The 19,550-nt window shown below is 69.1% G+C and carries 20 protein-coding genes and 1 pseudogene; 14 read left to right on the forward strand and 7 right to left on the reverse strand.

Translation table 11 applies throughout. The features are described from left to right. Positions 1-54: 54 nt before the first annotated feature. Positions 55-1,554: an amidase gene (locus FRANCCI3_RS00875; protein WP_011434647.1), complete on the reverse strand. Its 1,500-nt coding sequence runs from the start codon at positions 1,552-1,554 to the stop codon at positions 55-57. A gap of 545 nt (positions 1,555-2,099) precedes the next feature. On the opposite strand from FRANCCI3_RS00875, the gene FRANCCI3_RS23050 reads away from it, so the two are divergent. Continuing rightward, positions 2,100-2,690 carry a hypothetical protein gene (locus tag FRANCCI3_RS23050; protein ID WP_011434648.1) on the forward strand — a complete coding sequence of 197 codons (591 nt, stop codon included), beginning with the start codon at positions 2,100-2,102 and terminating at the stop codon, positions 2,688-2,690. A 31-nt stretch (positions 2,691-2,721) separates the two neighbouring features. Next, positions 2,722-3,030, forward strand: a complete 309-nt coding sequence (locus FRANCCI3_RS00885; protein ID WP_011434649.1) for a GlsB/YeaQ/YmgE family stress response membrane protein — start codon at positions 2,722-2,724, stop codon at positions 3,028-3,030. A 134-nt stretch (positions 3,031-3,164) separates the two neighbouring features. Here the strand turns inward: FRANCCI3_RS00885 and FRANCCI3_RS00890 are convergent, their stop codons facing one another. The 3 genes from FRANCCI3_RS00890 to FRANCCI3_RS00900 form a co-directional block, all read right to left on the reverse strand. Beyond that, a complete protein-coding gene (locus FRANCCI3_RS00890) occupies positions 3,165-4,802 on the reverse strand; it encodes a mechanosensitive ion channel family protein (RefSeq protein WP_011434650.1) in 1,638 nt (545 codons plus the stop codon). Between the two features lie 674 nt (positions 4,803-5,476). Next, positions 5,477-6,088, reverse strand: coding sequence for a GNAT family N-acetyltransferase (locus FRANCCI3_RS00895; RefSeq protein ID WP_011434651.1), 612 nt, complete (start codon positions 6,086-6,088; stop codon positions 5,477-5,479). Positions 6,089-6,179: 91 nt separating this feature from the next. Further along, complete coding sequence (locus tag FRANCCI3_RS00900) at positions 6,180-6,380, reverse strand: hypothetical protein (protein ID WP_011434652.1); 201 nt, start codon at positions 6,378-6,380, stop codon at positions 6,180-6,182. Positions 6,381-6,723: 343 nt separating this feature from the next. On the opposite strand from FRANCCI3_RS00900, the gene FRANCCI3_RS00905 reads away from it, so the two are divergent. Both FRANCCI3_RS00905 and FRANCCI3_RS00910 read left to right on the forward strand, forming a co-directional pair. Beyond that, positions 6,724-8,124: a glutamate decarboxylase gene (locus tag FRANCCI3_RS00905; protein ID WP_011434653.1), complete on the forward strand. Its 1,401-nt coding sequence runs from the start codon at positions 6,724-6,726 to the stop codon at positions 8,122-8,124. A 308-nt stretch (positions 8,125-8,432) separates the two neighbouring features. Beyond that, positions 8,433-9,230, forward strand: a complete 798-nt coding sequence (locus FRANCCI3_RS00910; RefSeq protein WP_035941068.1) for a VOC family protein — start codon at positions 8,433-8,435, stop codon at positions 9,228-9,230. Here the strand turns inward: FRANCCI3_RS00910 and FRANCCI3_RS28645 are convergent. Then, the gene (locus tag FRANCCI3_RS28645) at positions 9,134-9,829 is read right to left on the reverse strand and encodes a beta-eliminating lyase-related protein (RefSeq protein ID WP_011434655.1); all 696 of its coding nucleotides are present in this window, start codon (positions 9,827-9,829) and stop codon (positions 9,134-9,136) included. The genes FRANCCI3_RS00910 and FRANCCI3_RS28645 overlap by 97 nt on opposite strands. A gap of 16 nt (positions 9,830-9,845) precedes the next feature. Then, the gene (locus FRANCCI3_RS27640; RefSeq protein ID WP_235462895.1) at positions 9,846-10,325 is read right to left on the reverse strand and encodes a maleylpyruvate isomerase N-terminal domain-containing protein; all 480 of its coding nucleotides are present in this window, start codon (positions 10,323-10,325) and stop codon (positions 9,846-9,848) included. Positions 10,326-10,488: 163 nt separating this feature from the next. Between FRANCCI3_RS27640 and FRANCCI3_RS00925 the strand changes: the two genes are divergently transcribed. From FRANCCI3_RS00925 to FRANCCI3_RS00965, 8 genes and pseudogenes are all read left to right on the forward strand, one after another. After that, entirely contained in the window at positions 10,489-11,631 is a 1,143-nt protein-coding gene (locus FRANCCI3_RS00925; RefSeq protein WP_070982161.1) for an ABC transporter substrate-binding protein, read from the forward strand. Next, positions 11,625-11,888 carry a hypothetical protein gene (locus FRANCCI3_RS00930; protein WP_023840171.1) on the forward strand — a complete coding sequence of 88 codons (264 nt, stop codon included), beginning with the start codon at positions 11,625-11,627 and terminating at the stop codon, positions 11,886-11,888. The genes FRANCCI3_RS00925 and FRANCCI3_RS00930 overlap by 7 nt, the downstream gene beginning before the upstream one ends. A 6-nt stretch (positions 11,889-11,894) precedes the next feature. After that, complete coding sequence (locus FRANCCI3_RS27645) at positions 11,895-13,391, forward strand: ABC transporter permease subunit (protein WP_011434657.1); 1,497 nt, start codon at positions 11,895-11,897, stop codon at positions 13,389-13,391. Between the two features lie 26 nt (positions 13,392-13,417). Then, positions 13,418-13,918 (forward strand): annotated as a pseudogene (locus tag FRANCCI3_RS27650) (ATP-binding cassette domain-containing protein); the annotation flags it as partial. A 139-nt stretch (positions 13,919-14,057) separates the two neighbouring features. Continuing rightward, entirely contained in the window at positions 14,058-14,297 is a 240-nt protein-coding gene (locus tag FRANCCI3_RS27655) for a hypothetical protein (RefSeq protein ID WP_035941046.1), read from the forward strand. Between the two features lie 31 nt (positions 14,298-14,328). Next, positions 14,329-15,360, forward strand: a complete 1,032-nt coding sequence (locus tag FRANCCI3_RS00955; RefSeq protein ID WP_011434659.1) for a 2OG-Fe(II) oxygenase family protein — start codon at positions 14,329-14,331, stop codon at positions 15,358-15,360. 278 nt (positions 15,361-15,638) lie between these two features. After that, the gene (locus tag FRANCCI3_RS00960) at positions 15,639-16,571 is read left to right on the forward strand and encodes a hypothetical protein (RefSeq protein ID WP_011434660.1); all 933 of its coding nucleotides are present in this window, start codon (positions 15,639-15,641) and stop codon (positions 16,569-16,571) included. A gap of 276 nt (positions 16,572-16,847) precedes the next feature. After that, the gene (locus FRANCCI3_RS00965) at positions 16,848-17,996 is read left to right on the forward strand and encodes an aromatic ring-hydroxylating oxygenase subunit alpha (protein ID WP_070982162.1); all 1,149 of its coding nucleotides are present in this window, start codon (positions 16,848-16,850) and stop codon (positions 17,994-17,996) included. A gap of 234 nt (positions 17,997-18,230) precedes the next feature. Here the strand turns inward: FRANCCI3_RS00965 and FRANCCI3_RS00970 are convergent, their stop codons facing one another. Beyond that, positions 18,231-18,470: a transposase gene (locus tag FRANCCI3_RS00970; protein ID WP_011434662.1), complete on the reverse strand. Its 240-nt coding sequence runs from the start codon at positions 18,468-18,470 to the stop codon at positions 18,231-18,233. Positions 18,471-19,033: 563 nt separating this feature from the next. Here FRANCCI3_RS00970 and FRANCCI3_RS26570 point away from each other — a divergent pair. Both FRANCCI3_RS26570 and FRANCCI3_RS00975 read left to right on the forward strand, forming a co-directional pair. Then, positions 19,034-19,186, forward strand: a complete 153-nt coding sequence (locus tag FRANCCI3_RS26570) for a hypothetical protein (RefSeq protein WP_157493328.1) — start codon at positions 19,034-19,036, stop codon at positions 19,184-19,186. 44 nt (positions 19,187-19,230) lie between these two features. Then, positions 19,231-19,461, forward strand: a complete 231-nt coding sequence (locus FRANCCI3_RS00975) for a hypothetical protein (RefSeq protein ID WP_131728897.1) — start codon at positions 19,231-19,233, stop codon at positions 19,459-19,461. The last annotated feature ends 89 nt before the right edge of the window (positions 19,462-19,550 follow it).

Raw genomic sequence — 19,550 nt, forward strand, 5'->3', positions numbered from 1 at the left:
GGACCAGGTCGGGCCGTGGACCAGGTCGGATCGGGTGCCCGTCGGGTCAGATCGTCAGATCGCGTGGGCCGAGCGTTCTCCCGGCTGATGGAGGTGCCAGCGCTCGCTGTCCTCCACCTGCGCCGCGAGGGAGATCAGCAGGGTCTCGCTGTTCGCCGGCCCCATCAACTGGGCGCCGACGGGCAGTCCCGCCGCGGTGCGTCCGGCCGGTACGTTGACGGCCGGCCAACCGAGGACGTTCCACGGCCAGGTGTAGGGACACGCCGCCACGATCGCCTGGTCGGTGGCCCAGTTGCTCTCCCGGTTGAGCTCGCCCACCCGGGGCGGCGGAGTGGCGGTCGTCGGGGCGAGTATGACGTCCACCCGCCGGAAGACGCGGCCGATGTTGAGCCGGGCCAGTGGTTCCGCGGCGCGTGTCAGCGGGAGGAACGGGCGCAGCATCCGTCCGGTCCGCGCGTTGGCCATGGTCCGCGGGTCAAGCAGGGTGGGATCGGGCACCCGCCCGGCCCAGTCGCGGATGCCGTCCATGGACCGCGGCAGGAAAATCGTGCCAAGCAGGCCGTAGGGCGGCTCCACCGGCACGATGTCATGCCCGCAGCGGGCCAGGATCTCGGCCATCCGTTCCACGGCGGCCCGGACGGCCGGATCGAGGGCCACCGGCATCCCGCTGTACGGGTGGTGCAGGGAGAGCCCGATCCGCAGGCGGGGAGGGGGATGGCCGGCGGCGGTGAGGAACGGCTCGGCCGGCGCCGGCGGTCGAGCGCGGTCGATGGGCAGGCTGCCGGACAGGACGTCGAGCAGCAGGGCCCCGTCGGCGACGGTTCGGGTTAGCGGGCCGTAGACAGTGAGCCCGTTGAACTGCTCGCGGACCGGGGCGCTCGAGATGCGCCCCCGCTGCGGTTTGATCCCGACCAGGTGGGTCCAGGCGGCGGGGATGCGCACGGAGCCCGCCCCGTCCGAACCGATCGCAGCCGGTACCAGCCCCGCGGCCACCGCGGCCGCCGCGCCTCCGGAGGAACCGCCGGGAGAGTAGTCGAGATCCCACGGGTTGCGGGTCACCCCGAACGCCTGGCCCTCGGTGAACGGCCACTGCCCGAACTCGGGGGTGTTGGTCTTGCCGATGATGATGGCACCGGCCGCCTTCAGCCGTCGCACCATCTCGCTGTCCCGGACCGCGGGGGGGAACTCCCCCATGGCGCCGAAGGCCGTGGGGGTACCGGTCAGGTCGGTGTCATCCTTGATCGCAATGGGCACGCCGAGTAGCGGTCGCCATCCCGGCGTGCTCCACCAGCCGCCGCGGCCGTCCCGGCCGGGACGGCCGCGGCGGGCGGCGAGCGCGACGTCCGCCGCCTCGGCCTCTGTCAGGGCCGCCTCGGCCCGTACCCAGCGGAAGGCGTTAAGGGTGGCCTGGGTCGCCGCTGTCCGGGCCAACGCGGCTTCGACGAGCTCGCGGGACGTCATCTCGCCGGAGGCGAGGCGTGCGGCCAGTGTGCGGATGCCTTCGAGCGGACCGTTCCGGTCGGCTGCGGAGGGCATTGTGGGCACATCCGACATCAGCCACCCCCTGACGCTCATGGCTGCTGTCCGAACCGTAGCCGACGCCGGGTCGTCCGCACCGTCGATCGCCTGATACCTCCCATTGTCCCCTGCTGTGGGCAGGTTGGGGAGAGATGAGCCATGATCGATATATTAGCCGTTATGTGGCATTTATGTGTCTGTGGATAGTGTTGGGCATCGGTGACGCGGCCCCGTGTCCTGTCAGGGCGTCTACATCGGGTTATCCGCATTGATTCCGGGTATGACGATGAGAAGTACGGCTAGTGAACATCCCGCCCGGTCGGCTTTCTCCGCGAGTCACGGGGAGCCGGCGGCAGGTCTGATCGCAGATGTGGCCTGATCGCAGATGTGGCTCGGCGAGGTGGTCCGCGTCGGTCCCGGTCGGACGGGCCGAGCGTGATGCCAGCTCAGCCGTTGACCAGCTCAGCCGTTGACCAGCTCAGCCGTTGACCAGCTCAGCCGTTGACCAGCTCAGCCGTTGATTCCAGATCGGACCCGGTCTCCAGGTCAGACACCGACACCTTCCAGGGAGGAACCGAACGATGCCAATGGACCCGAGTTCAGTGATGCCGGAGCCCGCACGGACCGCGTCGCTTCCCGCCGACGACACGACCACGGCTCCGTTCGCGTGCCCTCCGGTCCCCCCGGTCCCGACCGGTACCGAGAGGGTAGGTGCCGGCCCGGCACCCGGCCTGAACGGTCACGCTTCCCCGGCGCCGAGCCCCGACGTCATCGCCGCGACCACCTCCGCCTCACGTGTCACCGGCCCGGGAAACGTCACCGGCCCGGGAAACGTCACCGGCCCGGGAAACGTCAGGGAGCCGGGAAACGTCAGCGGCCCGGACCTGGCCGGCCCGGACATGACCACCCCGGGCGCCAGGGCCAGAGTGGCCGGCGGAGCCGCCGAGGTGCGCCAGAAGGTCAACGAGGCCGTCCAGACCCTTGCTCCCCATGTGTCGGTCGCCACCGAGAAGACGAAGGGGGCGGCCGAGAAGACCCTCGCCACCAGCGGGAAAGCCGCGCGGTCCGTCGGGCAGCGGATGCGGAGCAACCCGAAGGCCACGGGTGGGGTCCTGGCCGGCACGGTGGTGCTGCTGCTGGTGGTCCGGCGGGGACGGCGGCGCCGGGGATGAGTAATCCAACCACCTCGTAGGGAGAAAACTAATGATCACCTTCATCGTCGTCATGATTCTGCTCGGACTTGTCGCCGGGGCCGTCGCACGCGTGTTGCTGCCCGGCCGGGATCCCATCGGGATTCTCGGCACCATTGTGGTGGGAATCATCGGATCTTTCGTCGGAGGATTCCTCGGCTACGTCCTGTTCAATAAGGATGTCGGCGAAGGCGCTCTGCAGCCGTCCGGCATTCTCGGGTCCATCATCGGTGCCATCCTGGTTCTCCTGGTGTGGCGGAACGTGGGGGGCCACGGCGGCCGGTCGGGGTCGACCCGCAGCCGTCGTTACGCCCGCCGGTAATCGCGATACCCGCCGGCGACCGGGTGACCGCGATCCGGTCAGCAGCACACAGAGCACCTGCTCTGACCCGACGCCTGCTTCGGCCTGGGTCCTCCACCTGCGGAGGAGCTGGGCCGGAGCCTTCGGTGGTGTCGTTATGCGCCTGTGGTGTCGTTTGGCGCCTGCGGTGTCGTTTGGCGTCGGGTCGATTCCCCTGGCTGCGCCGCGTCGTCATCGTCGTCGTCGTCGCGGGGCGGTGGAGAAGAAGCGGAGCTGTCATGCTCGCTGGTCTCGCTGGTCTCGCTGAAGTTCCGCGCCCGTTCCGCGGCGTCGGCACTCGCGCCGGAGAACAGCCGGGCGTCCTCGGCGGCGTCGGCAGGCGCACCCGTGGGCGCGGTGCTCGTCCCGCCGTCCGTACCGGTCTCCGCCTCCCGGCTCGCGCTGCCGGCGGCGGTAACCGCGGCCGAGTTCGTGGCATCCATGATCGTGGGGGAGAGGAGACCTTGCACTGGGACGGGAACCGCCCGCGCTGGTTCTTCGCCGCGGCGGATGCCGTTCGTCTTGCGGAGCCGGTCGGACCTGCCGTCGGGATGGTCTCCATCGGGATGGTCGCCGTGGGGATGGTCGCGGCCGTGGAGATAGTTGTGCCGGCCGTTGCCGGACGGATCGGGGTGGCGGCCGTCGCGGTCATCGGCCCGGCCCTGATCCGGGATGCGCAGACCGAGCAGGTGCGCGGAGGCGTCGAACTCGATGCGGGTCCGGGGCAGAGCTGTCGGATGGTTGTGCTGGACCCATCGGACGAGTGCCTCGCGCATGTGGCAGCGCAGGTCGAACACGGTCGGTCCGTCCTTGCCGCTGACCAGGACGCGGATGCGGATGTGATCATCGATGGCGTCGGTGACCTGCAGGACGCAGACTCGCTTGTCCCACAGGTCCGTGGCGTCCAGGACCCGGTGCATCTCGGCCCGCATCTCGTCGATCGGGATTGCCCAGTCCAGGTCCAGCTCGACGGCACCGAGGACCGCGGACTCCTTGCGGGTCCAGTTCTGGAACGGTGTCGTGGTGAAGTAGGTCGACGGAAGGACCATCCGCCGGTCATCCCAGATGTGGACGACGACGTAGGTGAGAGTGATCTCCTCGATCCTGCCCCACTCCTTCTCGACCACCACCACATCGTCGACCCGGATGGCGTCGGTGAAGGCCAGTTGGAGTCCGGCGAAGACGTTGGACAGTGAGGTCTGGGCGGCCAACCCCGCGACGATGCCGACCACGCCGGCCGAGGCGAAGATGCTGGCGCCGGCGACGCGGACGCTCGGGAACGTCATGAGCATCGAGGCGCCCGCGATGATCGAGATGATGGCCACCGTGATCCGTCGGAGCAGGGTGACCTGGGTGCGCACCCGGCGGGCATGCCGGTTGTCGACGATATCCATTCGGTAGCGGGCGAGCGCGAGGTCCTCGAAGGCGAACGCGAGCACCGTGACGCACCAGGCGATTCCAGCGATAAGGGCGACATTAGACACTCGCAGGGCTGCCCCGGTCCAGGTCTGTTCAGCCGTGGAGGTGAGGCCGACGAGCAGGGCCACCAGCACGAGCGTGAGTCGCGTCGGCCGCTTACCGCGCTGTGCGAGATCGGCGACGATCTCCGAATGGCGGCCGATCCGTCTGGCCATGCGGTGCAGCAATACGGAGACGGCCAGGGCCAGCAGGACCGCACCGCCCAGGATCGTCAGGACGGCGACGGTCGATTGCATGTCGGAGAAGGACAGATCGGGCGCGGCGCTCAGACGCACAGACAGGCTCCTCGTCCTGGGCCATGGTCAGGGATGAAAAGGCTCGATGTCGGCCTGGGATACGGGTCCGGGTCACAGTGTGCCCGGTTGCCGTTCCCCGCGCCGGGGCCCAGCGCAGGGCTCCGATGGCAGTCGCAGCGAGGGCGTAGCAGTCACATGCATGGGGTTGGTCTGCCCGGAACATTCAGATCCAATGAAGTGATCCGAATCACGTCTGCCTGAAGGGTGGGGCGGACGATTGCGGTGGGTCCCCATCCGACTTCGTTCACGAATATAGACGTGTGGTGCGGACAAGAAAAACGTGGTTCTACCGGCGTCGCCATAGGTGTGATCGTGACACGAACGGGTCCTTCGCGGAAACACGCCGTCCTCCGTCGCCAGATTGTGTCTCGTTGAAAATAGCTACCTGGCAGGGAAGAAAGGTACGCGGGTCTGCAAGATATGGTGTCAACTGCTCGGCGCCGAGCCGGCCGTGGTGGAACACGTCGAGTTCGACGTGTTCCAGAATGCGACCGCCACCCATTCACGGCGGCGAAAGTGGGACTGGAGGCGATGCTCCTGCTGTAGAATCTTTTGTCCAGGTGTGGAAGGGGTATGGGAGTGTGTCGCTGGCGGACCTGGGGTATCGCCCCGCCTACGTGGAGACGCCGGTGTTCGTAGCAGTTGTCGCTAGATCAATGTTCCCGGGGGGGCAGGAAGCGGTACATCACGTGGAGGTCGACGTCGCCGAGCCAAGGATGGCGGAAGGCCGCCGGAAGGGTCCCGACGAGGCGGAACGCCAGCGAGCGCCACAGCGCGACCAACCGTGGATTGGCTGCGACGACGGCGTTGAGCTGCATCGCCCGGTAGCCGAGATCGGCCGCGTACTCGATCATCTGCTCCGCGGCCTGCCGGCTGACGCTCTCCCAGCGGTCGCCTTCGGCTCCCCGGCCGCCGTAGTAGCTACGTCCCCCGTACGGCCCGTAGCCCCGGTACATTCCGGCCCCGCCGCGCGGAGCCCCGTGATCCACCCGCTTAGGATCAACGAGCAGCATCGCCTGGACGACATGATCTCCCAGACCCGGCTGACTCGGTGTGAGCAGCGCGGTCGCGACGATCGAGGTGTCGCCCGGGCCGTCCTCCTCCATCACCAGAACCTCGGCCGGCGGGGGCAGCATCCACGCGCTTTTCGCGACCTCCTCGTCGGTGTCCGGTGTCCAGGCGCAAGTCTCGCCCTCGACCACAACGGCCCGCCAGATCGGCCAGATCGCGCCCCAGTCCTCCTCTGATGCCCGCCGTGTCCGCACAGATCGATCCTGCCTGTTCACCGGGCCGGAAGGTAACGGCCTGGAGCGCTGAACCCGCGGCAGTCACCCATCCTGGCGTTCGGTGGTTCGGTCACCGGCCGGGTTTTAAGATCGGGTCGACGGCGTAACCGCTGCATCCCTGCAGATGAACCCGGCCCATCAGTTGATCGGGATGGCCGGCGCGGGGCCGCACGGAGAGATTCGTCATGGCATAGCCGTCCGGGTGGTTGATCCAGCGTTCGCCGCTGAGATTCACCGCCCCATCGGTGTAGGTGATCCATACGAGAAACACACCGTGGGGAACCTTCGGATTGGTCGGCAGCGGAGAGAAGTCGAAAGTGGTCCACCGCTGGCAACATCGAGCGTGCCCGTCGAGCTACTTTGTGCCGGTCGCGGCCGGTACGGTCGCCTTGCCGGACGGGCCGGATAGTGGTCCGGTCCGGTGGCGTGCCGCTGATGTGGCGCGGCCGCCGGCGAGGACACTCGAGCGGACGACCTGCTGCGGCGCGCGCTCGGCGCACGCGATCCGACGCTGCTCCCGCATCAGCAGGAGCAGGTGCTCCGCTCGCTGCGCCGCTCGGGGGCCATGGCCTGAAACCGGTATCGCAGCGGCGCGGCTAGGAGGTTTATCCAGGATGGCTCTACATCGTCAGGCGAGTGGTGATCGGGCGGAGGAGACGGTCGACGTACGGCCGCACCTGGCCCCGCTGGGCGAGGAGGTCGTAGTCCCGCGGTTCCGGATGCCGCAGGAGTCGACTGCGCCGGAGACGGCCTACCAGATCGTCCACGACGAGCTGATGCTCGACGGCAAGGCGCGGCTGAACATGGCCACGTTCGTGACCACCTGGATGGACTCGTACGCCGACCGGCTGATGGCCGAGTGCGCCCCGAAGAACATGATCGACAAGGATGAGTATCCGCAGACGGCGGCGCTGGAGGAACGCTGCGTCAACATCCTCGCCGACCTGTGGCACGCCCCCGACGCCGAGCACGCGGTCGGCTGCTCGACCACGGGGTCGTCCGAGGCGTGCATGCTCGCCGGGCTTGCCATGATCCGCCGCTGGCGGGCGCGTCGCCGGTCCGCCGGCGCCCCGGCCGACCGGCCGAACATCGTCATGGGTGTCAACGTGCAGGTGTGCTGGGAGAAGTTCGCCCGGTACTGGGACGTGGAGGCACGGCTGGTGCCGATGGCGCCGGGGCGCACGCATCTGACCGCCGACGAGGCCGTGGCGCACTGCGACGAGAACACCATCGGCGTGGTGGCGATCCTCGGCTCGACGTTCGACGGCAGCTACGAGCCGGTCGCCGGGATCGTGGCCGCGCTGGACCACCTCGCCGCCTCCGGAGGGCCCGATGTTCCGGTACACGTGGATGCCGCGTCCGGCGGGTTCATCGCCCCGTTCTGCGACCCCGATCTGGTCTGGGACTTTCAGCTCGACCGGGTGGTGTCCATCAACACCTCCGGGCACAAGTACGGCCTGGTCTATCCGGGGGTGGGCTGGGTGCTGTGGCGCGACCGGGCGCATCTACCGGCCGAACTCGTCTTCCAGGTGGACTATCTGGGCGGGACGATGCCGACCTTCGCGCTGAACTTCTCCCGGCCGGGCGCACAGGTCGTCGCGCAGTACTACACCCTGCTGCAACTGGGCTATAAGGGCTACCGCCGGGTGGCCCAGGCGTGTCGGGACAACGCCCGCTGGCTGGCCGCCGAGGTGGCGGCGATGGGGCCGTTCGAACTGGTCTCCGACGGTAGCGGCATTCCGGCGTTCGCGTTCAAGCTCCGTGACGACATCACGGACTACACCGTCTTCGACGTCTCCGAGCTGCTGCGCACCCGTGGCTGGCTGGTGCCCGCCTACCGGTTCCCGCCGGGGCTGACCGATCTTGCGGTGTTGCGGGTCGTCGTGCGTCACGAGTTCAGCCGGGACCTCGCCGGGCTGCTCATCGCCGACCTGCGCCGGGTGGTGAACCGGCTGGCCCATCCGGGCCGGCGCACCGCGGGCGACCGGCCCGGCGAGTCATCGTTCCACCACTGAGCCGGGCGCCGGGCGCGGGGGCGAACCCGCCGAAGACGACCGAGTGCCCGCGGGGGGTCAGTGTGTACTCGATCCGCGGGGGTACCTCCACAGCGGGGGTACCTCCACATATGTGGACCGGTGGGGAGGCCATCGCGTCCCAGGCCGCGCAGGGACTCGGTGAGCACCCTGGGCGTGATGCCACGCAGCAGCACTTGGAGCTCGGAGAAGCGCCGCGGGCCGCCGAGGAATTTTTGTCGGTGCCGGGGTCCAAGGTGATGTGGCACGGTCCGCCTGATACGGGTCCGCACGACACGAAGGAGCACATCATGCCCACTCGAGAGACCGCCCCGGCCGGAGCGCCCTGCTGGGTCGACCTGATGACCTCCGACCCGGCCCGGGCTCGGACGTTCTACAGCGAGCTGTTCGGCTGGACGGCGGAGGATCCCGCTGAGGAGTTCGGCGGGTACTTCACCTTCACGAAGGACGGTGTCCAGGTCGCCGGCTGTATGCCCAAGCCGGACGAGGCCGTCCCGGATGGCTGGTCGGTCTACCTGGCCACGCCGGATGCCGAGAAGACCGTCGCCGCCGCCGTGGACCACGGGGGTCAGGTGATCGTCCCGGCGATGGTCGTCGGAGAGCTCGGCGTCATGGCCGTCGTGACCGACGCTGCCGGCGCGGCGATCGGCATGTGGCAGCCGGGGCTGCACCGTGGTTTCGGGGTGCTTGCCGAGCCGGGCGCCCCCGGCTGGTTCGAACTGCTCACCCGCGACTACGCTGCGGCTGTCGGCTTCTACCGGGACGTGTTCGGCTGGGACGTTCACGTCGTCAGCGACACCCCGGAGTTCCGCTACGCGACCTTCGGCAAGGACGAGGGCGCGCTTGCCGGCATCATGGACGCGGCGGGCTTCCTGGCCGAGGGCGTCCCGGCGCACTGGTCGGTGTACTTCGCCGTGCGGGACACCGACGCGGCGCTCGCGAAGACCGCCGAACTCGGTGGGTCGGTGGTGCTGCCCGCCGAGGACACCCCCTACGGCCGCCTCGCGGTCGCCGCCGACCCAACCGGCGCCGTGTTCAAGCTGGTCGGCCCGACCAAGTCTGAGCCCGCCCCCGCCGCCGCGAGCTGACCCGCCCGGCCTGGTTCCCGCCGCGGATGTGCCTGGGGCACGGCACTGTCGTTGCGGGAACCGAGGGCTGGCCCGTTACCGTCGGCCCCGGCGTCGGTGACCTGGACCAGCACCATGTTGCTCTCCACCGCCTTCGGGTCGACGCGGCCGGGTGCGGCGTCGGCCAGCAGCGCGGCGAGCTCGGCAGCGCGTTGATGGTCCTCCGCGAGCCGGTCGACATGGTGGTGCAGCGCGTGCAGGCCGGCCGCGGCCAACACGCCGGCTTGGCGCATCCCGCCGCCGAGCCGGCGGCGCCACTCCCGGACGGTGCCGACGCGGCCGGTATCACAGACGACCAGAGAGCCGACCGGCGCGCCCAGCCCCTTGGACAGGCACACCGACAGGGTCGTGAAAGCGGCCGCGAGGCGCCGCGGCGGGACGGCGCTTGCGACCGCGGCGTTCCACAGCCGCGCGCCGTCGCAGTGCAGCGTCACGCCGGCGGAGTCGGCGATGGCACGGAACTCCGCCAGCCGGCCGAGCGACCAGACCCGGCCGCCGGAAACCGTTGGCCGAGTGGAGCGGATCCGCCCACCTCGCGGGCAGGCCGGTGGACCGCTCACAGGACGCTGAACCGGGTCAGACCTGTGGAGCGGGCTGCTGGAACGGCCGTGCGCTGGTGGTCGCCTCCCACCTCCAAGAAGTGCGTCGAGGCCGGCCGTCGAGCTCACTCCGGCCGGTGCACCACAGCAGCACCTGAGCCGGGTCTCCGTCCGGTGCATCGGGGAACAGACGGCGAAGCACCCGTATGCCCAGGGGTGCTGGGAACCGGCAGGGGACCGTCAGCCCCGCGGCGATGTCCCAGGTATGGAGGAGGATTTCGGCGACGCCCATCGCCGCGAAGCCTTCGGGATCGCATGGCCCCCAATGCCAGGCCTGCGTTGCGGGGTCGGCGGTGGCCAGCGCGCTGCTGAGCAGTCCACCGCACGCGGTGATGACCTGGAGCACCTCGCGCGGTGGCGTGTCCGGGGGAACGGTCAGATCGAAGGGCAGGTAGGCATGGGTGGGCCGGCCCTGCCCCAGCCCGCGGCGCATGAGATCGGCGGCGGTCTCGCTCAAGGTCCGCGATGTGTCTCGCGCGATCGACATCGCCTGCCGATGAAGATCGTCAGGTAGGTCAATCGTAGTGCGCACACCGCGGTCTTAGCGTAGCGACGTAGCGATCGGTCGAGCATGGCATACGGAACGTATATCGCTCGTGTACTCAAGGTTGTATGGGTACGTGTCATTGCACTGTGCCCGACCCTCGGCTATTACCGGCGCGGGCGGTATCGCCGCGTTCCTCGCGGCTTGCGGCAGCTCCGGATCCAGCGCGGACACGGGCGCGGCCGGCGCGTCAGGCGCCGCGGGACGCACCTGGTCGTTCACGTTGCGCAAGGGCGTGCTCTTCTCTGACGGCACCCCGCTGGACGCGCCGACCGTGAAGGCGTCGTTCGACCGGCTGCTGGACCCGGCGAACAAGTCCGCCGCCTTGTCCGCCTTCGCGTCAGTCCTCAAGGCCGGCGGCGTGGCGGTGTCGGGGGCGGACACGGTGGTCTTCCACCTCGAGCGGCCGTTCTCCGACTTCCCTTACCTGGTCTCCGCGGGCAACTACAACGCGGTCGTGCTCAAGAGCGACTACAAGGTCGGCACGTTCGCCACGAAGGCGATCGGCACCGGGCCGTTCCGGCTCGACTCCTACGACGTCGGCCAGGGAGCCTCACTGCGCCGCAACCCGAAGTACCGGGACGCCGGCAAGCCGTACCTCGACGGCGTCAAGGTGACCTTCCACAAGGACGCCCAGGCCGACCTACTGGCATTGCAGAGCGGCGCCATCGACGCGCAGATCCTGTCCGAGGCCGACCTCGTCGTCCCGATCGCCGGAAGCAACTCCATCGCCGTCGACAAGGCCAGCGGTACCAGCCTGACCGCGTTCACCCTACGCGTCGACAGGCCGCCGTTCACGAAGAAGGAGGTCCGGCAGGCCATCTCCTACGCGCTGGACCGGCCGGGTGTCCTCACCGCCGTCTACAACGGGGTCGGCGTCATCGGCAACGACCACCTTCTCGCGCCCGCGTTCGCGGCCGCACCGAAGGACCTCGCGCAACGCGCGAAGGACGCGGCGAAGGTCCGGTCGCTGCTGTCCGCCGCGGGGTCGAGAATCTGCGGTTCACCCTCAGCTTCGACGCCCCGAACAAGGCCTACGCGCTGGTCATCCAGGACCAGCTCAAGCAGGTGGGGATCACCGTCGATCTCGACCAGCAGACCTCCGACGTGTTCTACGGCGGCAATCAGGAGACCGACACCCCCTGGCTGTTCACCACCGCGAACCTCGTCGGCTGGGTGGGCCGCCCGACGCCGAGCCAGTTCATCATCCCGATGGTGAAGAGCCACGGGGTCTGGAACGGTTCGAAATACGCCAACCCCGCCTTGGACGCCGCGGCCGACGCCTACGACGCCGCGACCGACCCCGCCGAGCGGAAGAAGCAGGCCGAGATCATCGCGCGGGCCCTTCACGAGGACGTGCCGGTCATCATCACCGTGTGGTCCGGGGCCGTCCGGGCCTACCGGTCCGACCGGGTCAGGGGGCTACGCGCCCACCCGTCGGCCTTCCTCGACCTGACAACCGTGAGCCGGGCCTGATCCGGCATGGTGCGTTTCCTGGCCCGGAGGTTGGCGGCGATCCCCGTCACCATGCTGGCGGTCAGCTTCCTGGTGTTCATCGCCACCGAACTGATCCCCGGCGACGTGGCGCGCGTCGTGCTGGGTCGGGAGGCCAGCCAGGCGTCGGTGGACGCGCTGCGCCACCAGCTGCGTCTCGACGAGCCGCTGATGCCCCGCTACCTGCACTGGCTGGGTGGGTTCGTCACCGGTGACTGGGGGCGCTCCTACACGCTCGGGGTCGACGTTCGCCCGCTGGTGATCGAACGTCTGCTCGACAGCGCGACGCTTGCCCTGCTCGCCTTCGTCCTGCTGGTGGTCTTCAGCGTGAAGCTGCACTGGCTGCCCTCGTCGGCGCAGGCACCGCCGGGGGCTGATCCGCTGACCTCGATCCGGCATCTGCTGCTGCCCGCGGTCTGCCTGGTCCTGCTGTGCACCGGCTATGTCGCCAGGCACGTGCGGGCGAGTACAGCCGCGGTCCTCGCTAGCCCGTTCATCCGGGCGATGCGGGTGCGTGGCATGTCCGAGGCGCAGCTCGTGCGAGGGCACGTGCTGCGCAACTCGCTGGTGCCGGCGACGAGCGCGCTCGCCGTGCAGCTGCAGTTCCTGCTCGCGGGACTGGTGACCGTCGAGCTGCTGTTCGGTTACCAGGGCATCGGCGACCTGCTGCTGTCGTCGGCGACCTGCTGCTGTCGTCGGCGACCAGCTGCTGTCGTTGGCGACCAGCAAGGACGTGCCGACCCTGCAGGCCGGCGCGATCGTGCTCGGCGCGGTGGGAATGGGCATCTACGTCGTCGCCGACCTGGTGTACGCGCCGCTCGATCCGCGCGTGCGGGTGGGGAGGGCGCGGTGAACGACATCACGGTGGATTCCGCGGCGAGCGTCGCGGCTGGCCCCGCGGTCGGCGGTGCGCCGGGCCGGTCGGCGGCGGATCCGACGCACCGCCGACGGCGCGGATCGCTAGACCAGCGGCGGCTCGTCCGCCGGCCGTCGTTCGCGGTCGTCGACGTGCTCGCGGTCTTCCCGAATCTGGTCGCGGCCGTGGTGGTGGTGGCGCTCGTGGGCCGCTCGACGACCACCCTCGTCCTGGTCATCGGAACGTTCTTCGTCCCGATCGTGACCCGCAGTGTGCGGGCGGCCGTGCTGGTCGAGTGGGAGAAGCCCTATGTCGAGGCCGCCCGGCTGCGCGGCGAGCCGTTCTGGTCGCTGCTGTGGCGGGAGGTGCTGCCCAACGTGACCGGAACCGTGCTGGTCGAGGCGCCGTCGCGGCTGGGCGACGCGGTCTTCGCCGCCTCGACCCTGTCCTTTCTCGGACTCGGCCAGCCACCGGGATCCCCGGAGTGGGGGGCCTCCGTGGCCGACAACCGGGTCTTCCTCCAGCAGGGCTGGTGGACGGTGCTGTTCCCGGCGCTCGCCGTCGGAAGTCTCGTCATCGGTGTCGCGCTGATCGCCGACACCCTGCGGGAACAGGAGACCCGGCGATGAGCGACGCGGCGATGAATGGCCAGGCGATGAATGGCCAGGCGGTGGGCGGCCCGGTGGTGGGCGAGGCCGTGGCCGCCGGGGGGCTTGTCGTCGATGGACTGACGGTGAGCTACCCATCGTCCGGCGGACCGGCCGTTGCGGTCGACGGCGTCAGCCTGCGGGTCCGACCCGGCGAGACCTACGGCCTGGTCGGAGAGTCGGGGTGCGGCAAGAGCACGCTGGCCGCAGCGCTCGCGGACGTGCTGCCCGGCGGGGGTGCCATCGACGCCGGCCGCATCGTGCTCGACGGGATGGACGTGCGGGCCCTGTCCGCCCGGGAGCGCAGGCGGTGGCGGGCCGACGCCTTCGCTATGGTCCACCAGGGCACGAGCAGCAGCCTGGACCCCACCGTGCGGGTCGGCGCGCAGGTGGCGGAGGCCTGCCGGCTGGCGGGGCTATCCCGGGCCGAGGCCCGGTCCCGGGCCGTCGAGCTGCTCGGCGCGGTGCGGCTGCCAGCGCCCGCGACGATCGCGCGACGCTGGCCGCACGAACTCTCCGGGGGCCAGCAGCAGCGGGTCGGCATCGCAGCGGCCCTCGGGCAGCCCCCGCCTGCTCGTCCTGGACGAGCCGACCACCGGCCTTGTCGCCGCCGTCCCGCGGGTGGGGGTGAGCAGGCGGGAACGCAGGATGCCGGCGGTGCCCGGGCAACCGCCGCCGCCGACCGACCGGCCGGTGGGCTGCACCTTCGCCGACCGGTGTGCGCTCGCCGACGAGGTGTGCCATGCGTCCGAGCCGCCGCTCGCCCCCGTCGCCGACTCCCCCGGCGGCCGCGCGGTGCACTGCCATCTGGACGCCGCCGATCTGCCTGTGCTCCCGCCACTGCCGGCGGCGGGCACCGGGGTGATGGCGGAGAAGGAGAATGTCTGATGTCGGAGAAACCGGAGAGGACGCCCCTGCCATGACCGACGAGATTCCCGCCATCGACCTGGAAGCGGCGCTGGCCGAGGACGCGCCCGCGGACCTGCTGCTGCGCGTGCGCGAGGCGGCCGAGCGGATCGGCCTGATCCAGGTGGTCAACCACGGCGTTCCGCTGGAGCTGATCGAGGATTTCGAGCGTCGGGTCGAGCGCGTCCTGCGTCTGCCGCGGCCGGAGAAGGCGAAGTTGGCCAGCCCCACCGGACACCCCTTCCGGGGCTGGCGGCAGTGGCCCGACGACCTCGGCCGCCTCGAACTCGAACGGTATTCCGTGGGCCAGTTCGACAACCCGGCCGATGCCGCCGCCGCAGGCGTGTCCGAACGGTGGCTCGGGCTCTACAAACACGGCAACGTCTGGCCGCCGGAGGACCCCGACCTGCGCGGGGTCACCTTCGCCTACGCCAAGGCGGCCGTGGTGCTGGCCCAGCGGGTGCTCGGCCTGTACGAGCGGCTGCTCGGACTACCGGCAGGCAGCTTCCCGGACGCCGAGCCGCACCACATCAACATGATCGTCAACGACTACCCGACCTGGACCTACCCGGACACGGTCGCTGAGGAGGAGAAGCTTCTCCTGCTGGAGCACACGGACGGCTCGGCGGTGACCATCCTGCACCAGCACGGCGAGTACTCCGGGCTCCAGGCGCAACAGGCCGACGGCACCTGGATTCCGGTGCCCGTCGTGCCCGGGGCGTTGCAGGTGTTCTCGGGGACAATCCTCACCCGCTGGACCAACGGTCTGTTCCGGCCCGTCCGCCACCGGGTCGTGGCCGGCGGCAGTGCGACCCGGCAGTCGACCGGGATCTTCTACCATCCGAGTCTGGACACCGTGCTGGAACCGCTGCCGGCCTTCGTCGGGGAGGACGGCACGGAGTTCGAGCCCGTTGTCCTGGGCGAGATCGACGAGACCAACGTCGAGAACTACCTGAAGGTCTTCGGCCGGCCGGAGCAGGTGGCCGCGTGGCGGGAGGGCCGTCCGTTCGTCTCGGAGCTTGCGGAGACCTCCGCCGGCCGCTGACCTGGGCGGCCGCACTGCCGTCGGAATCCGACCGGTCATTTCATCCCTCTCATCCCATATGCGTCATCTGATCGGCTCCCCAGGTGCCGTAATCGCGTGCCGTAATCGCGTGCCGGAGAGGGTATCGAGGGGCTCCAGGAGGCTGATCACGAGCGGACATTCTCCTTGCGGTTTCGCAACGACTGCGTGTCGGTTATGGAAAGCACCGCCGGCGCGACCCCTCCCTGCGTGTGTCATCGGCTTGATGGCAGAGGCTCCCCAGGTGAGAGGACGTCGACATGATCCGCGGGCTGGCTCGTACCCGGGTCCGGAGCGCGAGGACACGTGACGGGAGGAGAGCTTTCCTGCTCGCGGCCGTAATCATTTTACTTTCCATGGCGACATCGTCGCCGGTCAGGGCGGCCGGCGGTCCCACCCGCGGCGAGGGCGTCGCGGTTCCCTTCGAGGGGTTCACGGATCGAAACGGGGGCCCGACATCGATCGGCGGTGCGGTCGGTGTGGACCTGGTGCTCGGGTCGACCAGCCGACCGTACCTTCCCTGCCAGAACTACGACCCGCGGGCCCGTACGGGCGACGCCTTCGTCAACGCCTGCCAGGAACGGGGAAGTTACACCACCTACTCCCGCTTCCCTCCCGGCGGAGGCCTGCTTTTCCCGGCTGGCTACTTCATGGGCAACAGCCAGCCCGACCTGGTCCGGGGTGGTCTGCTGCGGACCGGCTGGGGAGCGCGCACCGCCGGCCTGTCGTTCGAGTTCTACCCGGATCAGGCGCATGACGCCGAGATCGTCCATTCGCGTTTCTACATCGACCGGTTCGACCATTGGACACACGGCTGGACGTACTCCGTCGCCATCGGCCGCATCGCCCTCACCGCCCTCGGCGACCCCGGAACCGCTCGGATCAGCGGGCAGCTGACCGACCGCGGCCGGCCGCCGGCACCGGGCCGGGTGCGGATCGTCATCTTCGGCGGCCACGCCCGTTCCTCCACCGGCTATCCGATCTCCTCCTTCGCCGTCCGCACCAGCACCGGGTCATCCGACTGGAGCAGCGGAGCGCTCTACGCCGGCCCGCAGCGCATCACCGTCACCGACACCGCGACGCATCGGGAATGCGTCCTGGAACGCCCGCGCGTCCTCGGCCCGGACAGCAGGATCGACCTCGATCTCTCCCGGCCGGGTTTCGGCCAGCCCGGCAGCACCTGCACGCCCTGACCACCCGCGTGGCTTGACCACCCGCTCGGACGTCGTCTACGCAGGGTGATATATCCAGGACATAGGGTGCCTATTCATTCCGGGATGACTGTAGATATTGCACATAGAGTGACGCCGTCGCTCCTTTTGGAAATTCGACGATGCCGGCTCAACGGCGTTTGGCCGAAGGCACATACGATTCCGCTATCACGTCATATGCGATCTTGTGCCGATACTTCGGTGCTCTCGGCATGACGTAACCGCCGCATCAGGACTGCCGTATCAAGGAGGCCTCAGATCGACCGCCACGAGCTCATCGATCTCACTCGACGGGCGCTCAAAATCGCGATGGACAAGACGACCGACATGGTGCCCGCGGAGCGCCGCCAGCCGGCCTTGGCGTACACGGGCCAGGGACGCTTCGAGCGCGAGCGCGAGCTTGTCCTGCGCTCTCCGCAGCTTGTCGGCTACCGCTCTGAGTTGCCGGCCCCCGGAAGCTACTGCACGAAGACCGTCATGGGCGTTCCCGTGCTTCTGACCCGGGGCGAGGACGGCACGGTCAGGGCTTTCCAGAACGTCTGCGCCCATCGCCAGGCGCCAGTCGCGGAGGGCTGTGGCGCGGCAGAGCGGTTCGTCTGCCCGTATCACGCCTGGGTGTATGACGCCCAGGGTGACTTCGTCGGCGGACCCGGCCGTGAAGGTTTCCCCTCGACGATGGCCGGGAAGCCCCGTCTCACGCAACTGCCCGCCGCGGAGCATTCCGGATTCCTGTGGGTCGGTCTCCAGCCGGACAGCGGTCCCCTGGACATCGATGCCCACCTGGGAGAGCTCGGTCCGGAACTCGCGTCCTGGGACATCGGTAGCTGGGCCTCGGTGGGCGAGAAGGTGCTCGACTTCCCGATCAACTGGAAGTTCGCGCTCGACACGTTCGCCGAGAACTATCATTTTGCCACGGTGCACCGGGACACGTTCGCGCTGATCACCAAGAGCAACTGCGCGCTGTTCGACTCCTTCGGCCCGCACCATCGGCTGGTCTTCCCGATGCGGCACATCACGGACCTCGCGGACAAGCCCGAGGAAGAATGGGAACCACTGCACAACCTCGTGGTGATCTACGCACTGTTCCCCAACATCGTCCTGTCGGTCACTGTCGCCAACGGCGAGGTGTTCCGGGTCTATCCCGGGAGCGGACCGGGTCATTCGATCACCTATCACCAGAACGCGTCGCCGATGGATCTCACGGACGAGGCGACGCGAACCGCCGCGGACGAGATCTTCGAGTACGCGCACGCCACGGTGCGCGACGAGGACTACCGCATGGCGATCGACATCCAGAAGAACATGGCGTCGGGGGTGCGGCCCGAGCTTGTCTTCGGACGCAACGAGCCGGGGCTGCACCATCGTCATGCGGTTATCGACGAGGCGCTCGCCGCATTCGGCGGGTAGCGCCGGTCCGGACGGGCCCCGCGCCGACCCCTGGCGCGGGTGGGCCGGGGCCCAGGGCTGCGGCGAGGTAGCAAATCAGCATTGATCGACTACGAAGCGTGGCGGCTCTGGTAGCTCCCTCGCGGGGCTGAGAGTCGGGCGGTGTGGTTTCGGCAGTGCGTGGTCGGTCGCTGGCCGCGTGGACGGGAATACTGATTTTTAATGCGTGATGTCGTCGGATCATGACTTCGTGGATCATGATGGTTTCAAGGTCAGATCGACGTCGTCGAAGGCCCGGTTGGCGATCTGCCCGCCTTTGAGTACCGACCACAGCCCTTCCACCGGGTTCAGGTCGGGCGCGTACGAGGGCAGCGCCACCACAGTCAGCCACAGTGTGTTCGCAGCGATGAAAGCGGCCATCTCCGCGCACAGGTGCCGGTTGAGGTTGTCCCAGACCAGCACGACCGGCCGGCCCAGCCGCTTGTGCACGGCCACGACCAGATCCCGGATAGTCCCGCCAGGAGAACGACTTCGGCTCGTCGCGGCGGCCCCGGTGTTTCACCGGTCCGCTTCAACCTGTGCGACCGGCTCGTCCCGGGCGAACCGTTCGGCCGCGTCCCTCCGGACCGGTTCCCGGCGATCCCGTTCCGTGGCGGTCAGCCCGCCACCCGTCGCGTACCTCGTACCAGCCGGCTACCCGAACAGAACGCGCACCACTCACCCAGAGATCACAATAAGGTGAAGGATAATCGTGCTTCCACACAACTTCGCGGATTAAAACTCAGTAGCCCGCCTGGACCGCCTCAAGCTGACGGCAGCCGCCAACACGCGGACCGGGGCTGCGGCCCAGCACCTGCTGCTCATCGCTGTCGCACAGACCGCGCCCTGCAGCGGGGGCTGACCGGATCAACGGGGCATAACCTCACGCACCGCTCCACACTGTCAGTCGGGTCATGTTCGCTGTGCCTCGGCGCCGGACGCTCTCCCACGGGCGGGATTGACGTCGCTGGCGTACTCGCGGTGGACGAACCGCCCAGGTCGAACGCGGCGTTGGCGTCATGGTCGATCACCAGCCGGCAGGCCTCACCACGTGGCTGGGAACCCGCCGCCACCAGGTGGAGAAGGACAAGGCGTTGCTGGCCGGCCTCTGGCCCGGCTGGAAACCGGCCATTCGCTGGGGCCTCGCTCCGGACCTGGCCGCCGCAGTGTAGGGCGGTCTGTAGCCGGGTGCGGACCGTGTCACGAGGGTCTTGGCATGATCGTCAGAACTGTGCGGCAGACTATCGTCCGTGGGGATCAGATTCGCGAGTTGCCGGGCGACCTTCGTGCCGCGTTGCCGGAGGAGCGGGACGAGGGCGACACGTGCGAGCCGCTGATCAAGGCGTACCTGGAGGCCGACCCGGGGTGGACCGAGAGGTTCTCCGAGGTCTGGCAGTGGACAGCCTGGCCTGGCCGTGGCGGGGTGAGTGACATCGGGATCGGCTGAGATCAGAGTCGACGATTCCGCCAGACCGCTCGGCTGCTGGTACGGGCTGGCCAGGAACTTCGGCCCCGAGCACGGCGGCGTCGGTAGCC

This window comes from Frankia casuarinae (genome assembly GCF_000013345.1).
GTDB lineage: Bacteria > Actinomycetota > Actinomycetes > Frankiales > Frankiaceae > Frankia > Frankia casuarinae.